The organism is Streptomyces sp. Y1 (assembly GCF_041053115.1).
Lineage (GTDB): Bacteria > Actinomycetota > Actinomycetes > Streptomycetales > Streptomycetaceae > Kitasatospora > Kitasatospora rubellomurina.
Map to the genome: position 1 here is coordinate 5,274,893 of NZ_CP163445.1, position 21,673 is coordinate 5,296,565.

The window sequence follows — 21,673 nt, forward strand, 5'->3', positions numbered from 1 at the left end:
GCTAGGTACACCCCCACCCGGCACCCCCCTTCATGGCGGCCGATGATCACCGCGCCCTAGGCTTTCGGCCATGTCCTCCAGCACGTCCTCCACCACGTGGCGCGAAGCGCTCGTCAGGAGCCTCCGGCGCCCCCCGTGGTCGCGGGAGGCCTGGCGCGACACGCGCCTCATAGCCGCCGGCATCCCGCTGGCCCTCCCGGTCTGGCTGGGCGTCGTCGCGCCGTCACTGCTGATGCCGGTCCTGGCGATCGTGCTGACCTGCACCCGCTGGATCACCCGCGCCCAGCGCGGCCGGCTGCACGCCCTGCTCGGCGTGGAGGTGCCGCCGGCCGGCCCGGGCCCGGTCCTGAGCGTGGGCCGGCTGCGGATCGGCGTGAGCTGGCGCCAGCTCGCCTACCACCTGCTGGTCGGCCCGTCCCTGGCGCTCGGCGCGCTGGGCGTCGTCTACCTCTGGGGCGCCGGCCTGGTGCTGTCCACCCTGTACGCCTGGGTCTGGCTGCTCCCGATGGAGGCCGGACTGCGCACCGAACTGGCCGGCCTGGACGTGCTGTTCACGGTGGTCGGCGTGGTCCTGCTGGTGGTGACGCCCTGGCTGGCGACGCTGACCGCCTGGCTGGAGGTCCGCTCGGCGCGGGCCCTGCTCGGGCCCGACCGGGCGGAGGCGCTGGAGCGCCGGGTCGAGGAGATCACCGAGAGCCGGGCCGGCCTGGTGGACGCGGTGGACGCGGAGCGCCGCCGGATCGAGCGCGACCTGCACGACGGCGCCCAGCAGCGCCTCACCTCCCTCGCGATGAACCTCGGCCTGGCCCGGCGCACCCTCAAGGACTGCCCGCCGGACGCCATGCAGGTGATCGTCGCCGCGCACGAGGAGGCGCAGGCGGCCATCGACGAGCTGCGCGACCTGGTCCGCGGCCTGCACCCGGCCGTCCTGGAGGACCGCGGCCTGGACGCCGCGCTGTCCGGCGTCGCCGCCCGCGCCCCGCTGCCGGTGCGCCTGGACGTCGACCTGAGCGAGCGGATCGCCCCCACCGTCGAGGCGGTCGCCTACTTCACCGTCTCCGAGGCGCTCACCAACGTCGCCAAGCACGCCCGCGCCTCCGCCGTCGACGTGTCGGCGCGGACCTCCGGCGGCAAGCTGCGCCTGGTCGTCACCGACGACGGCGTCGGCGGCGCGGACGCCACGCGCGGCACCGGGCTCACCGGCCTGCGCCAGCGCGCCGCCTCCGTCGACGGAACCCTGTCCGTTCTCAGCCCCCTCGGGGGGCCCACCACCATCACCGTGGAGTTGCCGTGCGTGCTGTGATCGCCGAGGACTCGGTCCTGCTCAGGGTCGGCCTGGTCAAGGTCCTGGAGGCGGTGGGCTTCGAGGTCGTCGCCGCGGTCGGGGACGCCACCGAGCTGCTGACGGCCGTCGAGGAGCACCAGCCGAACGTCGTCGTCTCGGACGTCCGGATGCCCCCGGGGTTCCACGACGAGGGCGTCAAGGCCGCGATGATCATCCGCCGGCAGTGGCCGGAGGTCGCCGTGCTGCTGCTCTCCCAGTTCGTGGAGGAGCGCTACGCGGCGGACCTGCTGGCCACCAACACCAGCGGCGTCGGCTACCTGCTCAAGCAGCGGGTGGCCAACGTGGACGACTTCGTCGACGCGCTGCAGCGGGTCGCCGAGGGCGGCACCGCGCTGGACCCGGAGGTCGTCGCCCAGCTGCTGGTGCGCCGCAAGCAGGACCCGCTGGAGAAGCTGACCCCGCGAGAGCGGGACGTCCTCGCTCTGATGGCGGAGGGCCGGTCCAACGCGGCCATCGCCGCCGCCCTGGTGGTCAGCGACAGTGCGGTGGCCAAGCACATCAACTCGATCTTCACCAAGCTCGACCTGCCGCCGGCCGACGACAGCCACCGCCGGGTGATGGCGGTGCTGCGCTTCCTGGAGATCGCGTGAGCGGCGCGGCCGGCGGGACGGGGACCGAGCAGCCCGAGCAGCCCGAGCAGGCCGAGCAGCCCGCGCAGGCCGAACAGCCCGCGCGGTCCGCCCGGGTGTGGCGCCTCACCGGCGTGCTCACCGTCGTGTTCGTGCTGGTCATGGGCGGGGCGCAGACCCTGGCCCTGGTGGCCAAGCAGCAGCGGACCGAGGTGGAGACGTACACCGAATCGATCCACAAGCTGAAGCTCTCGACGGGCAGCGCGTCCCTGCGGATCAAGGCCGGCGTGCAGGGCCGGGTCGTGATGCGCAAGAACCTCGACTGGACGGTCTCCGAGCCGGGGGTGCAGGTCGACTTCGTCGACGGGGTGATGAACGTCGCCGTGCAGTGCCACCGGTCCGCGCCGTTCTACAACTGCGGCGCCGAGATCGAGCTGGAGGTGCCGGCCGGCACCGAGGTCTCCGGTTCGGTGACCTCGGGCGCGGTCGAGGTGTCGGACCTCACCGGCGGGATCAGCCTGGACGGCTCCTCCGGGGCGATCAACCTGCGCCGGCTGTCCGGCCCGGTGCGGGCCCACACCACCTCCGGGATGGTGGAGGGGCGCGACCTGGCCTCCGCCCGGGTGGACGTCGGCAGCGTCTCCGGGTCGGTGGACCTGACCTTCGCGTCGGTGCCGCAGGAGGTCAAGGTGGGCACCACCTCCGGCGCGTTGGAGGTGTTCGTGCCGAAGGGCAGCCGCTACCGGATCAACAGCCGGACGGGCTCGGGCAGCAGCGACATCGACAAGGACCTGGGCGACGCGACCAGCCCGAACAGCCTCACGGCCGACGTCGGCTCCGGAGCGCTGACCATCGGCTACCGCTCCGACACCCCGAAGCCGCCGGCCGCACCGACCGCCGGTTAGGCCATTAGTCCGGGAGGGTGACCGGGGTGGGGGACAATGGAGAGTCCCGTCCCCCTCCCCGAGGTCACCCGAGGTCAGCCGCGCCATGACAGCCACGCCCGCTCCCACCGCGCTCGACACCGAGTTCGCGCCGCTGGACATCGGCCCGATCCAGGTGTGGCCGCCCGTCGTGCTGGCCCCGATGGCGGGCATCACCAACGCGCCGTTCCGCACGCTGTGCCGCGAGCAGAGCGGCGGCAAGGGCCTGTACGTCTCGGAGATGATCACCACCCGGGCGCTGGTGGAGCGCAACGCCAAGACCATGCAGCTGATCAAGTTCGACCCGAGCGAGAAGCCCCGCTCGATCCAGCTGTACGGCGTGGACCCGGCGACCGTCGGCAAGGCCGCCCGGATGATCTCCGACGAGGGCCTGGCCGACCACATCGACCTCAACTTCGGCTGCCCCGTCCCCAAGGTGACCCGCAAGGGCGGCGGCTCGGCGCTGCCGTACAAGCGCAACCTGCTGCGCGAGATCCTGCGCGAGGCCGTCGCCAACGCGGGCGACCTGCCGGTGACCATGAAGATGCGCAAGGGCATCGACGACGACCACCTCACCTACCTGGACGCCGGCCGGATCGGCGCCGAGGAGGGCGTGGCCGCGATCGCCCTGCACGGGCGCACCGCCGCCCAGCACTACGGCGGCACGGCGGACTGGTCGGCGATCGCCCGGCTGCGCGAGGCCGTCCCGGCGCACGTCCCGGTGCTCGGCAACGGCGACATCTGGTCGGCCGACGACGCGCTGCGGATGATGCGCGAGACCGGCTGCGACGGCGTCGTGGTGGGCCGCGGCTGCCTGGGCCGGCCGTGGCTGTTCAAGGACCTGGTCGCGATCTTCGAGGGCGACGTCGACTACGCCCGCCCCGACTTCGGCTACGTCGCGCGGGCGATGGTGCGCCACGCCCAGCTGCTCGGCGAGTGGATCGGGGACGAGACCCGCGGTGTGATCGACTTCCGCAAGCACGTCGCCTGGTACACCAAGGGCTTCTCGGTCGGCTCCGAGCTGCGGGTGAAGCTCGCGAACTCCTCCTCGCTGGACGAACTGGCCGAAACCCTCGCCCAGGTCGAGCAGTCCCAGTCCTGGCCGGTCGGCGCGGACGGCCCGCGCGGCCGCACCAGCGGCAACGGCCGGGTGGTCCTGCCCGAGGGCTGGTTGGACGATCCGTACGACTGCGCCCGGCCGGGCGAGGATGCCGAATCGGACACCTCCGGCGGATGATCTGTACGGGCTGGCGAAGTCGGCCCTCAAGGCCTCCTCGCCACTAGGTCCCAGCCCTCTTGTCCACTCTGGACAGGAGGGCTCCTTTTTGGCGCGGGTATCTGACGCAAGGTGCGCGATCTAGTGCACAGTGTGAGGATGGCCGGAGCCCGACCCGTGGGACGGGCTGGTGACGCTTGCCACATGCGGTGGCGACTGACGTGGGGTCAGTGGACGAAGTGGACAGGTCGGCCGTGAATCGCTTCCCGAAGCCGGGCGGCGGGGGATCGGCCGATCCGGGTGCAGGAAATCAAGCCGGGCCGCCGTGCGGGGCGGCCCGCCGCTACCCTGCGTCGGATTCGTGTGATCGGCGTGTTTCGCCGCGTTCAAGACTTGAACGCTTGCTCGCGTCAGCCGGACGATTTCACCAACAGAGGTGAACGCCTTTATGTACATTCGATCTTGCGGGTTACCGCTGGGTACCGGCCTCGTGTGGCCTATTCAGGGCAGAGAAGTGCCTTCGAAATGGGTATGTTCTCCGGCGTCAGGGCAACCGCTTACGAGGAGACCTTCCCGTGACGTCCCAGCAGAAGTTTGTTTACTCCTTCACTGAAGGAAACAAGGACCTCAAGGACCTTCTCGGCGGCAAGGGCGCGAACCTGGCCGAGATGACGAACCTGGGGCTCCCCGTCCCTCCGGGGTTCACCATCACCACCGAGGCCTGCAAGGTCTTCCTGGAGACCGGTAGCGAGCCGGCCTCCCTCCACGAGGAGATCAGCGCCCACCTGGACGCCCTCGAGCAGGAGATGGGCAAGAAGCTCGGCCAGGCCGACAACCCGCTCCTGGTCTCGGTGCGCTCCGGTGCCAAGTTCTCCATGCCCGGCATGATGGACACCGTCCTCAACATCGGCCTCTCCGACGCCTCGGTGGTCGGCCTGGCCGCGCAGTCCGGCAACGAGCGGTTCGCCTGGGACTCCTACCGCCGCCTGGTCCAGATGTTCGGCAAGACCGTGCTGGGCGTCGAGGGCGAGCTGTTCGAGGAGGCCCTGGACGAGGCCAAGCGGGCCAAGGGCACCGCGAACGACCTGGACCTGGACGCCGCCGACCTCAAGACGCTGGTCGAGGTGTTCAAGGGCATCGTCGAGCGCGAGACCGGCCGGGCCTTCCCGCAGGACCCGCGCGAGCAGATGGACCTCGCCGTCCACGCCGTCTTCCACTCCTGGAACGGCGACCGCGCCCGGCTGTACCGCCGCCAGGAGCGCATCCCGAACGACCTCGGCACCGCGGTCAACGTCTGCACCATGGTCTTCGGCAACCTCGGCGAGGACTCCGGCACCGGCGTCGCCTTCACCCGCGACCCCTCGACCGGCGCGGTCGGCGTCTACGGCGACTACCTGTCCAACGCCCAGGGCGAGGACGTGGTGGCCGGCATCCGCAACACCCTGCAGCTGTCCGAGCTGGAGAAGCTCGACAAGAAGTCGTACGACGAGCTCATGGCGATCATGCAGAAGCTCGAGAACCACTACCGCGACCTCTGCGACATCGAGTTCACCATCGAGCGCGGCAAGCTCTGGATGCTGCAGACCCGCGTCGGCAAGCGCACCGCCGCGGCCGCCTTCCGGATCGCCGTCCAGCTCGTCGACCAGGGCCTGATCGACCTGGACGAGGCGCTGATGCGCGTCACCGGCGGCCAGCTGGCCCAGCTGATGTTCCCGCGCTTCGCCCCGACCGGCGAGTCCCAGCAGATCGCCTGGGGCCTGGCCGCCTCGCCGGGCGCCGCGATCGGCAAGGTCGTCTTCGACTCCTACACCGCCGTCAAGTGGTCCCGCTCGGGCGAGAAGGTCATCCTGGTCCGCCGCGAGACCAACCCGGACGACCTGGACGGCATGATCGCCGCCGAGGGCATCCTCACCTCGCGCGGCGGCAAGACCTCGCACGCCGCCGTCGTCGCCCGCGGCATGGGCAAGACCTGTGTCTGCGGCGCCGAGGAGCTGGAGGTCGACACCAAGTCCCGCAAGTTCACCACCGCGGACGGCCTGGTCGTCCACGAGGGCGACGTGGTCTCCATCGACGGCGCCACCGGCAAGGTGTACCTCGGCGAGGTGCCCGTGCTGCCGTCCCCCGTGGTCGAGTACTTCGAGGGCACCCTGCACGCCGGCGCCGACGTCCAGGGCGGGCTGGTCCAGGCCGTCCACCGCCTGATGTCCCACGCGGACGGCCGCCGCCGCCTCGCCGTGCGGGCCAACGCCGACAACGCCGAGGACGGCGGGCGCGCCCGCCGCTACGGCGCCCAGGGCATCGGCCTGTGCCGCACCGAGCACATGTTCCTCGGTGAGGAGCGCCGCAAGGAGGTCGAGCACCTGATCCTCGCGGACAACGACAAGGACCGCGAGCAGGCCCTCTCCACCCTGCTGCCGCTGCAGAAGAGCGACTTCCTGGAGCTGTTCCAGGCGATGGACGGGCTGCCGGTCACCGTGCGCCTGCTCGACCCGCCGCTGCACGAGTTCCTGCCGGACATCACCGAGCTGTCGGTGCGCGTCGCCCTCGCCGAGGCCCGCAAGGACCCGAACGAGAACGACCTGCGCCTGCTCCAGGCGGTGCACAAGCTGCACGAGCAGAACCCGATGCTGGGCCTGCGCGGCGTGCGCCTCGGCCTGGTCATCCCCGGCCTGTTCGGCATGCAGGTCCGGGCCATCGCCGAGGCCGCCGCCGAGCGCAAGCTGGCCGGCGGGGACCCGCGCCCCGAGGTGATGATCCCGCTGGTCGGCACCGTCCAGGAGCTGGAGCTGGTCCGCGACGAGTGCGAGCGCGTGCTCGCCGAGGTCGCCACGTCCACCGGCGTCCAGCTGGACATCAAGCTCGGCACCATGATCGAGCTGCCGCGCGCCGCCGTGACGGCCGGCCAGATCGCCGAGGCCGCCGAGTTCTTCTCCTTCGGCACCAACGACCTCACCCAGACCGTGTGGGGCTTCTCCCGGGACGACGTGGAGGCCTCGTTCTTCACCGCCTACCTGGAGAAGGGCATCTTCGGGGTCTCCCCGTTCGAGACCATCGACCGCGACGGCGTCGGCTCGCTCGTCAAGCACGCCGTCGAGGCCGGCCGGGCCACCCGCCCCGACCTCAAGCTCGGCGTCTGCGGCGAGCACGGCGGCGACCCGGACTCGGTCCACTTCTTCCACGAGGTGGGGCTGGACTACGTCTCCTGCTCCCCCTTCCGGATCCCGGTGGCGCGCCTGGAGGCCGGCCGCGCCGCCATCGAGTCGGCGGGCAGCGACTCGCGCTGAGAGGGTAGGCATCCCCTACTCAAGCGCGGGTACGACTGACCGCTCCCCCTCCCGTCGGGAGGGCGTACACCGGAGCTCGGCGCAGGAGAACCGGCGTACGTAACACGGCCGGGCGGGAACGGACAACGGCGTCCGTTCCCGCCCGGCCGTACGTTCGTGTGGCGCTGACCACGTGTGTGGTCCGCTCGGCCCCGGCCCCGGGCCTGCCAAGCTGGGGCGCATGACCAGACGCAAAAGCCCGCTCATCGTGGTGGCCGTCCTCGTCCTGGCGGTCCTCGCCGGAGTCGGGTACCTCCTCAACAAGGGCGGTGGCAGCAGCCACCCCAAGGCCGCCGCGACGTCCACCGCCGCCGCGGCCGCGGGCTCCTCGGCCCCCAAGCCCTCCCCGCCCGCGGGCAGGTCCCCCTCCCCGAGCGGCACCTGGGTACCCGCCGACCCGGCGCTCGCCGACGTCTGCCGCACCAAGCTCCCCAGCCAGGCCCAGGACACCCTCGCCCTGATCGCCAAGAACGGCCCGTACCCGTACAACCGGGACGGCATCGTCTTCGAGAACCGCGAGAGCCGGCTGCCGAAGAAGGGGGACGGCTACTACCACGAGTTCACCGTGGTCACCCCCGGCTCCAACGACCGCGGCACCCGGCGCGTCGTCACCGGCGGCGCCGGCGAGCAGTACTGGTCCCCGGACCACTACGGCACCTTCCAGGAGATCGACCCGCGCTGCTGAGCCGGACCGCGCCGCCCGGCCCCGTCCCCTTCTTGGGGCGGGGCCGCGGTCGTTCAGCGCGCCCGGCGCCAGCTGATCCGGCCGTGCGGCCCGTGCGGCCCGCTGGTGACCAGGGCGGTCAGCTCGTGCAGCACCGGCGCCGCGTCGCGCCGCAGTTGCACCGGCGTCGTCCGCACCACCGGCAGGCCGCAGGCGGTCAGCCGGTTGGCCCGGGCCAGGCCGCGCTCGTGGTCGGCCGGGCGCAGGTGGTAGGCCCGGGAGTCGATCTCCAACGCCACGCAGGCGTGCGGCCAGTAGGCGTCCGGCACGGCGAGGAACCGGCCGTCCAGGAACAGCACCGGATTCCACAGCGGCTCCGGCAGGCCCGCGTGCGCGATCAGCTCGCGGGCCTCCGCCTCCACCACCGAGCGCACCCCGGCGGTCAGGTCCTCCACCACCCGGGCCACCTGCGGCAGGCCCAGCGCGCCCGGCCGGGCCAGCAACTGGTCCAGCAGCTCGCCGAGTTCGCAGTGCCGCCGCTGCACCGCCTCGGCGCACAGCGCGCGGAACCGGTGCTGCCCGGTCTCCCGCGTCGCGAGGTCCGCCAACGCCCGTGCCACCGTGGTGCTCCACAGTCCGTCGCCCCGCTCGAAGCCGCCCGGCATCGCCCCGGCCGCTCGGTGGATCCGCACGAACTCCCTGTCCCCGACGCGCCGTTGGCCCGGGATCAGGACGTCCACCGCGGCCAGGTCCGCCGGGTGCCCGGCGCTCGGCAGCCCCGCCTCCGCCAGCACCGCGAACCCGGTCAGCAGCACCTCCCCGGCCCGCGCCTCCCGGCCCTTCGGCGCCGCGTACGCCAGGGCCGCCCGGAGGTTCTGATGGAACGTCAACCTGCCGCTCTGCAGGCAGATCACCCGGGGCAGCACCTGCTGCCAGGGCCCGCCCGGCCGCAGCCGGTGGGCGATGGTGCCGGACGGCACCCCGAGCCGGCGCAGCTGCGAGCGGGTGGCGATGTGCTGCTGGTCGGCACCGAGCAGCACGACGGGGTCGAGGGCGTTCGCGCGGGTCATACCCGGGTGCTGCCCGCCGGGATCGGAGGTATGCGAAACATCACCCTCCGAAGGAGTCCGCGCAACGGTGTTGACGCAACGGTGTTGACGAAACGGTGTTGACGAGGCGGGGGAAGAGCGGCTGGGCTTGGGCCCCTATGACAACCGCACACAACGGTCCCGCGCTCGACGCGCTCCACGGCCTCTCGGTCGGCGACGCCCTCGGCGCCCAGATGTTCGTCCCGGCCACCGCCCGCACCCACCTCGCGCACCGCACCGACCCGCCCGGTCCCTGGCCGTGGACCGACGACACCGAGATGGCCTGCTCGGTGTACGCCGCCCACACCGAGCGCGGCACGATCGACACCTTCGACCTCACCCACGCCTTCGCCCGCCGCCACGACTTCGACCGCGGCTACGGCCCGGCCGCCAACCGGCTGCTCCGGCTGGTCCGCGAGGGCGGTGACGCGAAGGCCCTCGCCGCCGAACTCTTCGACGGGCAGGGCTCCTACGGCAACGGCGCCGCGATGCGGGTCGCCCCGCTGGGGGCGGCGTACTCCGCCGATCCGACGAAGGTGATCCGGCCGGCCGCCGAGAGCGCGCTGATCACCCACACGCATCCGCAAGCCGTGGACGGCGCGATCGCCGTCGCGGTGGCGGCGGCCTTCGCCGTCCAGGTGGGCCGGGGAACGCGGATGACCCCGATCACCTTTCTGGAGCGGGTCCGGCGCTTCACGCCGTTCGGCGCGGTCCACGACGGCCTGAGCGAGGCGATCCGCCTCCTGCTCGCCGGATCGAACGCGCAGGTCGCCGCCACGGTGCTCGGCAACGGCAGCCGGACGTCAGCCGCCGACACCGTCCCGTACGCCCTCTGGTGCGCCGCCCGCCACCTGACCGACTACCCCGCCGCGATCTGGGAGGCGATCGCGGCCGGCGGCGACATGGACACGGTTGCCGCCATCACCGGAGGCGTGGTCGCCGCGTGCACCGGCACCCGAGGCATCCCCGCGGCCTGGATGGCCGCCCGCGAGCCGCTGCCCGCCTGGGCGTTCGCCGAGGCGGGCAGCGTCCCGGGTGGCCGGGGCCGCGACAGCATGCTGGTCCCGCGCCCGTGCCCCGTGCCGGCGGTGCAGTGGACGGACGAGCAGTGGCAGCGCATTCGGACCGGGGCCTCGCACGGTCACCGGACCGTCCACACCCACGAGGGCGCCCTCCGGATCGGTGACCCGAAGGGCGAAGTCCTCTGGGAGGTGGCGGTCGTCCGGGTCCGTGGCGGCTGGCAACCGGTCTCGGCGGTCGTCGAGTCGAGCCCTCACCGGTGGAACGCGGATCCCGGGGAGGCCGACCTCGCCCGGATCCTGCACGACGCCGCCACGGGTGAGCAGTCCCCCCTCAGGCCGTGATCATCAGCTGCCCGGCGCCACTGCCGCCGTGTCTAAGGCACTCCTTGTTGATCGCCGGATCCGGGGCGCTCGGCGAGGTGGCGGCGGCGATCCGCAGCTCGATGATGTCCCGCACGGCCGGCCACTCGGCGTCCAGGATCGAGTAGAACGCCGTCGAGCGGACCACGCCGTCCAGCCCGCGCGAGTGCGCCCGGCGCACCCCCTCGGAGGTCGCGCCGAGCCGCTCGATCGCGGCCCGGGAACGCAGGTTGCGGGCGTCCGCGCGCAGCGAGATCCGCTGCACGCCCCAGGTCTCGAAGGCGTACCGGAGCATCAGCAGCTTGGCCTCGGTGTTGATGCCGGTGCCCTGGGCGCGCGGCGAGAGCCAGGTGTTGCCGATCTCGGCGGCGTCGGGGACGGCCGTCTCCGGATCGCCGAACGGCACGCCGGGGACCGGCGGCCACACCATCGGGCCCTGCCAGTAGTCGAGTTCCAGGAAGCGGGTGGAGCCGACGACCCGGCCGTCCGCGACGTTCACCGTCGCGAACGGCAGCGACCGGCCCGCGGCCTGGTCGGCGAGGGCGCGCGCGATGTAGTCGCGGGCCGCTTCCAGGCCGTGCGGGACGGGGGTGAAGGCGTAGGTCGTACGGTCCTCGGCGCCGGCCTCGGCGATGGCCTCGGCGTGGTGCGCGGCGAGGGGCTCCAGCCGCACGGTGCGGCCGGTGAGGATGACAGGTACGGGCACGGAACCTTCGGTCCTTCATCGGTCGGAGGGTGCCTCCCACGCCGGGGTGCGGCACGGGCTGCGTGGACTGTTCGCCCCGGCCCGGAACCGCCCACCGGGTACCCGTGCACGCCGGAGGGCTCCGGTCGGGCGGGGCGGGGGGCGGCGGCCCGGAACGGGCGGCGCGGTGCCGGAACGGACACGGGTCCACGGACCGGTCCGGCGGGATGAGCGAGGGGACAGTGTGCGTCCGCGAAATGGCCGAGAAGGAAACGAGTGCGCGAAGGGAAGCAGGCGGCCAGGTGAAGGCAAGGTGCGTCGTGGGGTGGCTGGCCGAACATCGGACCGGGACGTGATCGACGGCGTTACGGACGACGTGACGACGACGCGACGATGCGAGGCAGCGAGAGGACGATACCCGCCAGAAGGCGGTGCGTCACTTCGCGGCGCGCGAATGTGTCGGCGGGCCCTCCACGGGAGCCCAGGATAGGGCTTTCGCACCCCTGTGACCAGGGGCTTTCCCTTCGGGTGCGATCATGGTCCGGCGCGGCGGGCGAGGGAGGTCCGCGGCGCGGGAATTCCGGCGGGGCCCGGCACGCTGGAGAGGACGAGAAGCCGGAGAATCGGGACTAGTCGGAGAACGGGGTTGGGTGCGCGGTGCGTGACTTCCAGGCGCTGTACGAGCTGGACCAGCGGGGCGTGGCCGCGGTGGCCGCGGCCACCGCGGAGCTGCGCGACACCGGCGCGGGCCTGGTGCTGCTCCACCACTTCGAGGGCTTCATGGACGCCGGCGAGGCCGGCGGCCAGGTGGTGGCCCACCTGCTGGAGACGGGCTCGCCGCAGGTCGTCGCCCGCTTCGACCACGACCGCCTGGTGGACTACCGGGCGCGCCGCCCGGCGATGGTCTTCGACCGCGACCGCTGGACGTCCTACGACCCGCCGGAGATCCTGCTCCAGCTGGTCCGCGACGCCGCCGGCGCGCCGTTCCTGCTGCTCACCGGCCCCGAGCCGGACGTGGAGTGGGAGCGCTTCGCGCGCGCCGTCCGCGAGCTGGTGGAGCGCTTCGAGGTCCGGCTCGCGGTGGACTTCCACGGCATCCCGATGGGCGTGCCGCACACCCGCCCGGTCGGCCTGACGCCGCACGGCAACCGGCTCGACCTCGCGGCGGGCTACCCGCAGTGGTTCGAGCAGGCGCAGGTGCCCGGCAGCGTCCAGGCCCTGCTGGAGTACCGCCTCGCCGAGGCCGGGCACGACGTGCTGGGCTTCGCCGTGCACGTCCCGCACTACGTGGCCCGCTCCGCCTACCCGGCGGCCGCCGTGGTGATCCTGGAGGCCGTCCAGTCCGCGACCGGCCTGGTGCTGCCGGGCGTCCGGCTGCGCGAGCAGGTCGGCGAGGTGTACGCCGACATCGAGGAGCAGCTGGCCCAGGGGGACGGCGAGTTGCGCTCCGCGATCCGCGGCATGGAGGGCCAGTACGACGCCGTCGCCGGCGCCGAGAGCCGGGAGAGCCTGCTCGCCGAGCCGGTCGACCTGCCCTCGGCGGACGAGCTGGGCCGGCGCTTCGAGCAGTTCCTGGCCGAGCACGAGCGCGGCGCCGATTAGGTCACCTCCGGCCCGGGAGTCATCGGGCGGTGCCCGGGCGTTGAGACCGGCGGGTGCCCGGGGGACGGGCCGCCGTAGCGCGCTGCCCGTCGAGACCGACCCCCGGGGGATGCCATGCCGAGGACCGCACGACCGAGCCCACGCCCACGCCCGGGCGCGCGCCCGGCAGTGGCGCTGACGGCCGGTCTGGCCGCGCTGCTGCTGGCCGGCTGCACCGCCGGGAGCGGCACGGACGGCGGCGGCAAGGGCTTCGCGGGCGCCCTGCCCGGGCGCGACCGGCCCGCCGCGACCCCCACGCCCACGCCCACCCCGACGCCCACCGGCCCGTACGTGGCGCTCGGCGACTCGTACACCGCCGGCCTGAAGATCGCCCCGCAGACCGGCGAGCCGCGCGGCTGCTCCCGCTCGTCGGTGAACTACCCGTCCCTGGTGGCGAAGGAGCTGGGCCTGGGCCCCGGCCAGTTCCGGGACGTCAGCTGCAGCGGCGCCGTCACCGGCGACCTGACCGGCCCGCAGCGGACCGACGGCGGCGTCAACCCGGCCCAGCTGGACGCGCTCACCTCCGCCACCCGGCTGGTCACCCTCGGCATCGGCGGCAACGACGCGGGCTTCGCCGACGTCCTCACCGAGTGCGCCAAGGAGAACCTGGTCGACGCGGTCAAGGGCCTGATCGGCGACGGCCGCTCGGACTCGCCCTGCCGCGACCACTACGTCTCCGGCGGCACCGACCGGATCCGCGGCAAGGTCGACGCGGCCGGCGACCGGCTCGGCCAGGCCCTCCAGGAGATCAGGCGCCGCTCCCCGCAGGCCAGGGTCTACGTCGTCGGCTACCCGGCGCTGCTCCCGGCGGACCCGGCCGGCTGCGCGCCGGTGCTCGGCCGCGGGCTCGCCGGCGCCGACCTCGGCTTCCTCACGGAGGAGGAGCAGCAGCTCAACGGCATGCTCAGGAAGCGCGCCGAGGCCGCCGGCGCGGTGTTCGTGGACGCGGCCGCCCCCTCGGCCGGGCACGACATGTGCGCGGGCGAGGCCGCCCGCTGGATCGAACCGCCCTTCCCGGCCCCGGGCCTCGCCCCCGTCCACCCCAACGCCAAGGGGCAGCAGGCGATGGCCGCCGCCGTCCTCAAGGCCGTCCGCGGCTGAGACCGGCGCGCCAACCGCCGTTCACGCCCCGGCCCGCACTCCTTCGTGCGCGGCACACCCCGCGTGTCGGAGGCGCGGCGTACCGTGAGAGGCATATGGATGACACCGCGCACCGCCTCGCCGCCCCGCTCCCGTACGACCACGCCGCCGAGGCCCGCTGGGTCCCCGAACCGGACAAACGCCCCGGCCGTACGGCGTTCCAGCGCGACCGCGCCCGGGTGCTGCACTCGGCGGCGCTGCGGCGCCTCGCCGGCACCACCCAGGTCGTCGCCCCCATGCGCAGCGACTTCCCGCGCACCCGGCTCACCCACTCCCTCGAATGCGCCCAGGTCGGGCGGGAGTTGGGCGCCGCGCTCGGCTGCGACCCGGACCTCGTCGAGACCGGCTGCCTGGCCCACGACATCGGCCACCCGCCGTTCGGCCACACCGGCGAGGAGGCCCTCGACCAGGCCGCCGAGGCCTGCGGCGGCTTCGAGGGCAACGCCCAGTCGCTGCGGATCCTCACCCGGCTCGAACCCAAGCGCTTCGCGCTCCTGGAGGAGCCGACCAGCCGGCTCGCCCCCTGGCCCGGCCGCAGCGTCGGCCTCAACCTGACCCGCGCCGCCCTGGACGCCGCCACCAAGTACCCGTGGACGCGCGGCGCCCACCCCACCGACCCGGCCTCGCCCAAGTACGGCGTCTACGCCGACGACCTGCCGGTGTTCCGCTGGCTGCGGGCCGGCTCCCCGCCCGAGCGCAAGTGCTTCGAGGCGACGGTCATGGACTGGTCCGACGACGTCGCCTACTCCACCCACGACGTCGAGGACGGCCTCCAGGCCGGCCACATCGACCCGGCCGCGCTGCGCGCCCCGAGCGAGCGGGCCGAGCTCTTCAAGGTCGCCGAGCGCTACGCCCCGGACGCCGAGCCCGAGGAACTGGCCGCCGCCCTCGACCGGCTGCTCGCCCAGGACTTCTGGCCGCGCTCCTACGACGGCACGGCCCGCGCCCGCGCCGGGCTCAAGGACTTCACCAGCCAGCTGATCGGCCGCTTCTGCCTGGCCGCCGAGCAGGCCACCCGCGCCCGCTACGGCCCGGGCCGGCTCACCCGCTACGCCGCCGAACTGGTGGTGCCGCGCGAGGTCCGGCTGGAGTGCGCGGTGCTCAAGGCGGTCGCCGTCCGGTACGTGATGCAGCGCGACGAGCAGGCCCAGCTGCGGGCCCGCCAGCGGATCGTGATCGCCGAGCTGGCGTACGTCCTCACCGAGCGCGCCCCCGAGGGCCTCGACCCGGTCTTCGCCGCGATGTACCACGAGGCCGAGGACGACCGGGCCGCCCTGCGCACCGTCATCGACCAGATCGCGACCCTCACGGACGCCTCCGCGCTGGCCCTGCACGCCAAGCTCGTCGGCTCCGCCTGGACGTAGCAGCCCCTCCGGCGGGGAGGCGTCGCTCACAGCGCGCCGGGAACCCCCGGCCGCCCCAGTAGAATTCCGGGGTGGCCGGGCGGATCAGGGACGAGGACGTGCAGGCGGTGCGCAGCGCACTGCCCATCGACGCGGTGGTCGGCGACTACGTACAGCTGACCAATGGTGGCGGTGGCGAGTACAAGGGCGTCTGCCCCTTCCACGACGAGAAGTCCGCCTCCTTCTACGTGAACCCCGCCAAGGGCGTCTTCCACTGCTTCGGCTGCCAGGAGAACGGCGACACCATCGCCTTCCTGATGAAGATCGAGCACTTCACCTTCGCCGAGGCCGTCGAGCGGATGGCCGCCCAGGCCGGCATCACGCTGCGCTACGAGGAGGGCGGCTACAGCCCCCGCCACCAGCAGGGCGAGCGGACCCGGCTGGTCGAGGCGCACAAGGTGGCCGCGGCCTGGTACCAGGAGCAGTTGGCCTCGCCGGAGGCGGAGATCGGCCGCCGGTTCCTGGCCGAGCGGGGCTTCGACGAGGAGGCCGCGAAGACCTTCGGCGTCGGCTACGCGCCCGCGGGCTGGGAGCACCTGGTCCGGTTCCTGCGCGGCAGGGGCTTCACGGACAAGGAGATCCTGGTCGGCGGCCTGGCCTCGCAGGGCCAGCGCGGCGGCCTGATCGACCGCTTCCGGGGGCGGCTGGTGTGGCCGATCCGGGACATCGCGGGCGAGGTGGTGGGCTTCGGCGCCCGCCGCCTGCGCGAGGACGACAACGGCCCGAAGTACCTGAACACCCCCGAGACGCCGATCTACAAGAAGTCGCACGTGCTGTACGGCATCGACCTGGCGAAGAAGGAGATCGCCAAGTCGGGCCGCGCGGTGGTGGTCGAGGGCTACACCGACGTGATGGCCTGCCACCTGGCCGGGGTGACGTCGGCGGTGGCGACCTGCGGTACGGCCTTCGCCGAGGACCACATCAAGATCATCCGCCGACTGCTGATGGACACCTCGCAGTACCGGGGCGAGACGGTCTTCACCTTCGACGGCGACGCGGCCGGCCAGAAGGCGGCCCTGCGCGCCTTCGAGGACGACCAGAAGTTCGCCGCCAAGACCTCGATCGCCGTCAGTCCCGGCGGCATGGACCCGTGCGAACTGCGCCTGGCGCAGGGCGACGAGGCGGTCCGGCAGCTGATCGACAACCCGGTCCCGCTGTTTGAGTTCGCGCTCACCTCGGTGGTGGGCCGGCACCGGGTGGACACCCCGGAGGGGCGTTCGGCGGCGCTGGAGGAGGCGGCCCCGATCGTCGCCAAGATCAAGGACCGCTCGATCCAGCACGAGTACGCCGTCCGGCTGGCCGGGATGCTCGGCATCCTGGACGAGCAGTTCGTCGTCCGCCGGATCTCCCAGCTGGCCCGCTGGGACCGCGAGCGCCAGCAGAACCCGCGCGGCGCGGCCGCCCAGCGCCGCCCCGAGCCGGTCCAGCCGCCGCGCCCCGCGCAGCCGGCCTTCCGGCTGAACCCGCGCGACCCGGCGCAGTTCGTCGAGCGCGAGCTGCTGAAGCTGGCGCTGCAGCACCCGGACCTGGTCAGCCCGGCCTTCGACCACTACGGCGAGGACGAGTTCCCGACCCCGCCGTACACCGCCGTCCGGCAGGCGATCGCCAAGGCCGGCGGCGCCGCGTACGGGGCGACCCTGCCGGACTTCACCGCGGCGGTGCGGGAGGCGGCCCCGGACGACCAGGTGCGCTCGCTGGTGACCGAGCTGACCGTCGAGCCGGTGCGCTCGCGCCGCAAGGTGGACGCCGTCTACGCGGGGTCGTTCCTGGTCCAGCTGCGCCACCTGGCCGTGGAGCGGCGGATCGCCGAGGTGCGGGCCTACCTCCAGCGGCTCGGCCCCCGGGCGGACGCGGAGCAGCTGCACGCGGTGCAGACCGAGCTGTGGCAGCTCCAGCAGTACGACCAGCAGCTGCGCAGCCGGGGCGCGGCGGCGCTGTAGGGCGCCCCGCGGCGACGTCGAGCGCCCGGGGGCCTGCGCAGAAAGTCGGCGCACGAGTCTCGGCCGCGGAGTGCGGCGTACCGCAGACTGGAGGACGTCCCACCTCCGAACAGCGCGGGTCCGCCAGAGTCGCGCCCGCCCCGAGGGGATGCCCGTGGATCAAGGCCCCGCCGCAGCGACGTCCACCGCCACCAGCCACAGACCGCCGCCCGCCGAACCGGGCGGGGAGCAGGAGACCGACCACGGCCGGGCCGGGGCGGCGCCACCGGACGGTGCGCGGATCCCCGCCCAGGGGCTGCCGGAGGGGCACCCGGACAGCTCGGACAGCTCGGCCGAAGCCGAAGCCGAAGCCGAAGCCGAAGCCGATGCCGAACCCGACGAGCCCGAGCCCGACGAACGGCCCGAGGCGGGCGCCGCCGGCCCGGCCGCCGACCTGCTGCGCCAATACCTGCGCGAGATCGGCCGGGTCCGCCTGCTGACCGCCGCCGACGAGGTGGAGCTGGCCCGCCGCGTCGAGGCCGGCCTGTTCGCCGAGGAGCGGCTGAACGCCGACCCGCCGCCGCCCGACCGGCTGGCCCGCGAGCTGGACACCCTGGTGGTGCGGGGCCGGATCGCCAAGCGCCGGCTGATCGAGGCGAACCTGCGCCTGGTGGTCTCCGTCGCCAAGCGCTACGTCGGCCGCGGCCTCACCCTGCTGGACCTGATCCAGGAGGGCAACCTGGGGCTGATCCGGGCGGTGGAGAAGTTCGACTACGCGCGCGGCTACAAGTTCTCCACGTACGCGACCTGGTGGATCCGGCAGGCGATGAGCCGGGCGCTGGCCGACCAGGCCCGGACGATCCGGGTGCCGGTGCACGTGGTGGAGCTGATCAACCGGGTGGTGCGCATCCAGCGCGGGCTGCTGCAGGAGCGCGGCCTGGAGCCGTCCCCGGCCGAGATCGCCGCCGTCCTGGGGCTGACCGAGGACCGGGTGCGCGACCTGCTCCGGCTCGCGCAGGAGCCGATCTCGCTGCACACCCCGGTCGGCGAGGAGGACGACGTGGCGCTCGGCGACCTGATCGAGGACGCCGACGCCGCCTCGCCGCCCGAGTCCGCGACCCTCCTGCTGCTGCGCGAGCACCTGGAGGCGGTGCTGGCCACCCTGGGCGAGCGGGAGCGCCAGGTCGTCCAGCTCCGCTACGGGCTGGACGACGGGCGGCCGCGCACCCTGGAGGAGATCGGCGCGGTGTTCGGCGTCACCCGGGAGCGGATCCGGCAGATCGAGTCGAAGACGCTGGTCAAGCTCCGCGACCACGCCTACGCCGCACAGCTGCGCGGCTACCTCGACTAGCGCGGCCGGCCGGCCGGCCGGCTCGGCTACTGGCCCGGGGCCGGGCTGGGGCTCAGGCTGGGGCTGGGGCTTCCCGAGGGCGTCCCGCTCGGTGCCGCCGTGGACGGCTGCGCGCCCGCACCCGTGCCCGGCGGCGGGGAGGCGGGGCCGATCGGGATCGGGGTGGACTCCACCACCGAGGCCAGGTCGGTGACGATCCCCGTGCAGTCGTGCCCGGCGGGCTGGTCGCCGCAGACCCGGAAGCCGAGCGCCGGGTCCGCCGCGTTCAGCATCAGCGAGTAGTTGTCGTAGCCGTAGTGGATCAGCGCCGTCTCACTCTCCCCGTTGCTGTCGGTGATGGTCGCGTAGTCCTTGGGCTCGCCCTCGGTGATCGCGGCCCAGGCGGCCTGGCAGGTCCGGCTGTACCGGAGGTAGACGACGACCTTGCCGACGACCTGGGTCTGCAGCGTCCGGGCGTCCTTGCCGCAGCCGGTGTACTTCGGGTCCTTGTGCGCGCAGCCGACCGCCCGGCAGTCGGGGGTGGCCGGGATGGTCTGGGCGGCCTTGGCGGTGAAGGTGACGGTCGGGAGGGGGTCGGCGACGGGCTCGGACGGCCCGCCGCGCCGCGAGAGGCTCAGGCCGGTCAGCACCAGGACGGCGGCCAGCAGCGCGGCCCCGGCGATCAGCGCCGCCGGGCGCCGCCACCAGCGGACGGCCGGCGCGGGCTCCGCCGTGTCCTCGACGTCCTCGGCGTCCTCGGGGGGTTCGACGCCCTCGGCGGCAGTCTCCTCGGTGGCTTCGACGGCGGGCGCCTCGACGACGGGTTCGTCCGCCCCGGTCTCCGGGTCCGCCCCGGCCTGCGCGTCCGCGTCCGCCGCCTCCCCGGCGGGCAGCTCCGCCGGCCCCTCCGCCGCGCGCCGCCACAGCTCCCGCAGCGCCGCCGCGTCGCAGTCGACCGCCCCGACCAGCGCCTCCAGCGCCTGCTCGGTGATGATCCGCTTGCCGTTCAGCCAGCGCTCCCAGGAGGCCCGGCTGTAGTGCGTCCGTGCGGCGAGCTCGGAGAGCGACAGCCCGGTGGAGTCCTTGACGGCCCGGAGTCCGTCGACCAGCGCTCTGGCCGGCTCGGACAGCTCTTCGGGCAGCTTCTTCCAGGCGGAACCCAATGCGGCCTTCCAAACATGCGAGTGGGGGACGGGTGGCGGACGGAGCGGGACGGCCTCTGCCCCGGCCGTTCGGTGTCTCCGCGTCTCCAACCTCAGCGGTCCGGCGTCTCAAAGTCCTGGTCCCGGCGCTGAGACGGACGGAAGTGTCTCACAACCCCTGGAAACGCTCGAACATTCACGTGTCCGTGGTGCAGAGTTCTCTGGCCGGTCCGGTTCGCCGACCGGCCGACACGCTCGGGAACCGTCCCGGTCCGCCGGGACCGGTTCGATCGCAGGTCCCGACCCCCACCGATCGGGGCAGCCTCGCGGGGGGAGGCTGCCCCGGTTCGTCGGGCCGCGCGGCGGGGAGGGCGCACGGGGTGCGCCCTCCCCGCCGTAGCCGTGTCCCGGAGCCCGGTCAGTGGTGGAAGCCGCTGCGGGCCGGCACCCCGAGCTCCTTCAGCGGGACGGGCTGGCGCCGCAGCTCCGGCAGCAGCCGGCCGAGGTCGGCGAGCAGCAGGTCGGCCAGGTCCCGGGAGAAGCCGTTGCGGCAGACCACCCGGAGCACCGACAGGTCCTCCCGGTGCGGCGGGAAGGTGTACGCGGGCACCTGCCAGCCGCGCTCGCGCAGCCGCCGCGAGACGTCGAACACGTCGAAGGGCACGTCCCCGGTGGTGGTGAAGGCGAACACCGGCACCTGGTCGCCGTGGGTCAGCAGCCGGAAGCAGCCCAGCTTCCCGATCTCCCCGGCCAGGTAGCCGGCGACCTCCCGGCAGGCGCCCTGGACGGCCCGGAAGCCCTCCCGGCCGAGCCGCAGGAAGACGTAGTACTGCGCGGCCACCTGGGCGCCGGGCCGGGAGAAGTTGAGCGCGAAGGTCGGCATCTCGCCGCCGAGGTAGTTGACCCGGAAGACCAGTTCCTCAGGCAGCGCCTCCGCGTCCCGCCAGAGCGCCCAGCCGACGCCCGGGTAGACCAGGCCGTACTTGTGGCCGGAGGTGTTGATCGACGCCACCCGGGGCAGCCGGAAGTCCCAGACCAGCGCGGGGTCGAGGAAGGGCGCCACCATGCCGCCGGAGGCGCCGTCCACGTGCACCGGGACGTCCAGGCCGGTGCGTTCCTGGAAGGCGTCCAGGGCGGCGCAGATCTCGGCGACCGGCTCGTAGGAGCCGTCGAAGGTGGAGCCGAGGACGCCGACCACGCCGATGGTGTTCTCGTCGCACAGCGCGACGGCCTGCTCGGCGTCGAGGTGGAAGCGCTCGCCGGACATCGGCGCGGTGCGCGGCTCGACCTCCCAGAAGGTGCAGAACTTCTCCCAGCACACCTGCACGTTGACGCCCATCACCAGGTTGGGCCGGGCCCCGGTCCGGTAGCGGTCGGGGTTGCGGCGCGTCCAGCGGTGCTTGAGGGCCATCCCGGCGAGCATGCAGGCCTCGCTGGAGCCGGTGGTGGAGCAGCCGATGGCGGCGTCCGGGTCGGGGGCGTGCCAGAGGTCGGCGAGGATCGACACGCAGCGCCGCTCCAGTTCGGCGGTCTGCGGGTACTCGTCCTTGTCGATCATGTTCTTGTCGAGGCACTCGGTCATCAGCCGGGTGGCCTGCGCCTCCATCGAGGTGGTGACGAAGGTCGCCAGGTTGAGCCGGGCATTGCCGTCCAGCAGCAGTTCGTCGTGGACCAGCTGGTACGCGGTGTCGGCGGCCACCGGGCCGGGGCCGAGCCGGTGCAGCGGCGGCGCCAGCTGCATCGCGCCGAGCGGGTCGGCGATGTCGGTGAACGGGCCGATGCTCAGCCGGCGGTCGTCGCCGGCCCCCTTGTGCAGCGCCATCGCGTACCGCCGCCCTCTCCGCCGGTGGCCGTTTCCCGAACCACGCTGCCACCGGCCGCCGGGCGTCGCATCTTCGCGACG

General features: G+C 73.5%; 16 protein-coding genes. 12 read left to right on the top strand and 4 right to left on the bottom strand.

Going from position 1 to position 21,673, the window contains the following annotated elements:
* The first annotated feature begins 70 nt into the window (after window positions 1-70).
* The 6 genes from AB2U05_RS22815 (at window position 71) to AB2U05_RS22840 (ending at window position 8,061) form a co-directional block, all read left to right on the top strand.
* The gene (locus AB2U05_RS22815; RefSeq protein WP_369184095.1) at window positions 71-1,303 is read left to right on the top strand and encodes a histidine kinase; all 1,233 of its coding nucleotides are present in this window, start codon (window positions 71-73) and stop codon (window positions 1,301-1,303) included.
* A complete protein-coding gene (locus AB2U05_RS22820; RefSeq protein WP_045693685.1) occupies window positions 1,291-1,935 on the top strand; it encodes a response regulator transcription factor in 645 nt (214 codons plus the stop codon). The genes AB2U05_RS22815 and AB2U05_RS22820 overlap by 13 nt, the downstream gene beginning before the upstream one ends.
* On the top strand, window positions 1,932-2,819 hold the full coding sequence (locus AB2U05_RS22825; RefSeq protein WP_369184096.1) for a hypothetical protein: 888 nt from the start codon (window positions 1,932-1,934) through the stop codon (window positions 2,817-2,819). The genes AB2U05_RS22820 and AB2U05_RS22825 overlap by 4 nt, the downstream gene beginning before the upstream one ends.
* An 85-nt stretch (window positions 2,820-2,904) precedes the next feature.
* Window positions 2,905-4,074, top strand: coding sequence for a tRNA dihydrouridine synthase DusB (gene dusB, locus AB2U05_RS22830; protein ID WP_045693689.1), 1,170 nt, complete (start codon window positions 2,905-2,907; stop codon window positions 4,072-4,074).
* Between the two features lie 554 nt (window positions 4,075-4,628).
* Window positions 4,629-7,337 (top strand): pyruvate, phosphate dikinase, encoded by a 2,709-nt coding sequence (ppdK, locus tag AB2U05_RS22835; RefSeq protein WP_045693691.1) that lies wholly within the window; start codon window positions 4,629-4,631, stop codon window positions 7,335-7,337.
* 220 nt (window positions 7,338-7,557) lie between these two features.
* Entirely contained in the window at window positions 7,558-8,061 is a 504-nt protein-coding gene (locus AB2U05_RS22840; RefSeq protein WP_369184097.1) for a ribonuclease, read from the top strand.
* Between the two features lie 53 nt (window positions 8,062-8,114).
* Here the strand turns inward: AB2U05_RS22840 and AB2U05_RS22845 are convergent, their stop codons facing one another.
* Window positions 8,115-9,110: a hypothetical protein gene (locus tag AB2U05_RS22845; RefSeq protein ID WP_369184098.1), complete on the bottom strand. Its 996-nt coding sequence runs from the start codon at window positions 9,108-9,110 to the stop codon at window positions 8,115-8,117.
* Between the two features lie 137 nt (window positions 9,111-9,247).
* On the opposite strand from AB2U05_RS22845, the gene AB2U05_RS22850 reads away from it, so the two are divergent.
* Complete coding sequence (locus AB2U05_RS22850) at window positions 9,248-10,492, top strand: ADP-ribosylglycohydrolase family protein (protein ID WP_369184099.1); 1,245 nt, start codon at window positions 9,248-9,250, stop codon at window positions 10,490-10,492.
* Here AB2U05_RS22850 and AB2U05_RS22855 read toward each other — a convergent pair.
* On the bottom strand, window positions 10,482-11,216 hold the full coding sequence (locus AB2U05_RS22855; protein WP_045693700.1) for a GNAT family N-acetyltransferase: 735 nt from the start codon (window positions 11,214-11,216) through the stop codon (window positions 10,482-10,484). The two genes, AB2U05_RS22850 and AB2U05_RS22855, sit on opposite strands and share 11 nt — an antisense overlap.
* 636 nt (window positions 11,217-11,852) lie before the next feature.
* Between AB2U05_RS22855 and AB2U05_RS22860 the strand changes: the two genes are divergently transcribed.
* The 5 genes from AB2U05_RS22860 (at window position 11,853) to AB2U05_RS22880 (ending at window position 18,649) form a co-directional block, all read left to right on the top strand.
* Window positions 11,853-12,797, top strand: coding sequence for a PAC2 family protein (locus tag AB2U05_RS22860; protein WP_045693703.1), 945 nt, complete (start codon window positions 11,853-11,855; stop codon window positions 12,795-12,797).
* Window positions 12,798-12,965: 168 nt separating this feature from the next.
* A complete protein-coding gene (locus tag AB2U05_RS22865; protein ID WP_369184100.1) occupies window positions 12,966-13,937 on the top strand; it encodes an SGNH/GDSL hydrolase family protein in 972 nt (323 codons plus the stop codon).
* A gap of 95 nt (window positions 13,938-14,032) precedes the next feature.
* Entirely contained in the window at window positions 14,033-15,340 is a 1,308-nt protein-coding gene (locus tag AB2U05_RS22870; protein WP_045693705.1) for a deoxyguanosinetriphosphate triphosphohydrolase, read from the top strand.
* A 71-nt stretch (window positions 15,341-15,411) separates the two neighbouring features.
* Entirely contained in the window at window positions 15,412-17,319 is a 1,908-nt protein-coding gene (gene dnaG / locus AB2U05_RS22875) for a DNA primase (protein ID WP_045693707.1), read from the top strand.
* Window positions 17,320-17,473: 154 nt separating this feature from the next.
* The gene (locus AB2U05_RS22880; protein WP_369184101.1) at window positions 17,474-18,649 is read left to right on the top strand and encodes an RNA polymerase sigma factor; all 1,176 of its coding nucleotides are present in this window, start codon (window positions 17,474-17,476) and stop codon (window positions 18,647-18,649) included.
* A 26-nt stretch (window positions 18,650-18,675) separates the two neighbouring features.
* Here AB2U05_RS22880 and AB2U05_RS22885 read toward each other — a convergent pair whose 3' ends face one another.
* On the bottom strand, window positions 18,676-19,791 hold the full coding sequence (locus AB2U05_RS22885) for a DUF2690 domain-containing protein (RefSeq protein WP_369184102.1): 1,116 nt from the start codon (window positions 19,789-19,791) through the stop codon (window positions 18,676-18,678).
* 397 nt (window positions 19,792-20,188) lie between these two features.
* Entirely contained in the window at window positions 20,189-21,592 is a 1,404-nt protein-coding gene (locus AB2U05_RS22890) for a glutamate decarboxylase (protein ID WP_369184103.1), read from the bottom strand.
* Window positions 21,593-21,673 lie beyond the last annotated feature (81 nt).

Coding starts and splice junctions, on each gene's coding strand:
- AB2U05_RS22815 (WP_369184095.1), top strand. CDS start 71: ATGTCCTCCAGCACGTCCTCCACCACGTGGCGCGAAGCGCTCGTCAGG.
- dusB (WP_045693689.1), top strand. CDS start 2,905: ATGACAGCCACGCCCGCTCCCACCGCGCTCGACACCGAGTTCGCGCCG.
- AB2U05_RS22840 (WP_369184097.1), top strand. CDS start 7,558: ATGACCAGACGCAAAAGCCCGCTCATCGTGGTGGCCGTCCTCGTCCTG.
- AB2U05_RS22845 (WP_369184098.1), bottom strand. CDS start 9,110: ATGACCCGCGCGAACGCCCTCGACCCCGTCGTGCTGCTCGGTGCCGAC.
- AB2U05_RS22850 (WP_369184099.1), top strand. CDS start 9,248: ATGACAACCGCACACAACGGTCCCGCGCTCGACGCGCTCCACGGCCTC.
- AB2U05_RS22870 (WP_045693705.1), top strand. CDS start 14,033: ATGGATGACACCGCGCACCGCCTCGCCGCCCCGCTCCCGTACGACCAC.
- AB2U05_RS22890 (WP_369184103.1), bottom strand. CDS start 21,592: ATGGCGCTGCACAAGGGGGCCGGCGACGACCGCCGGCTGAGCATCGGC.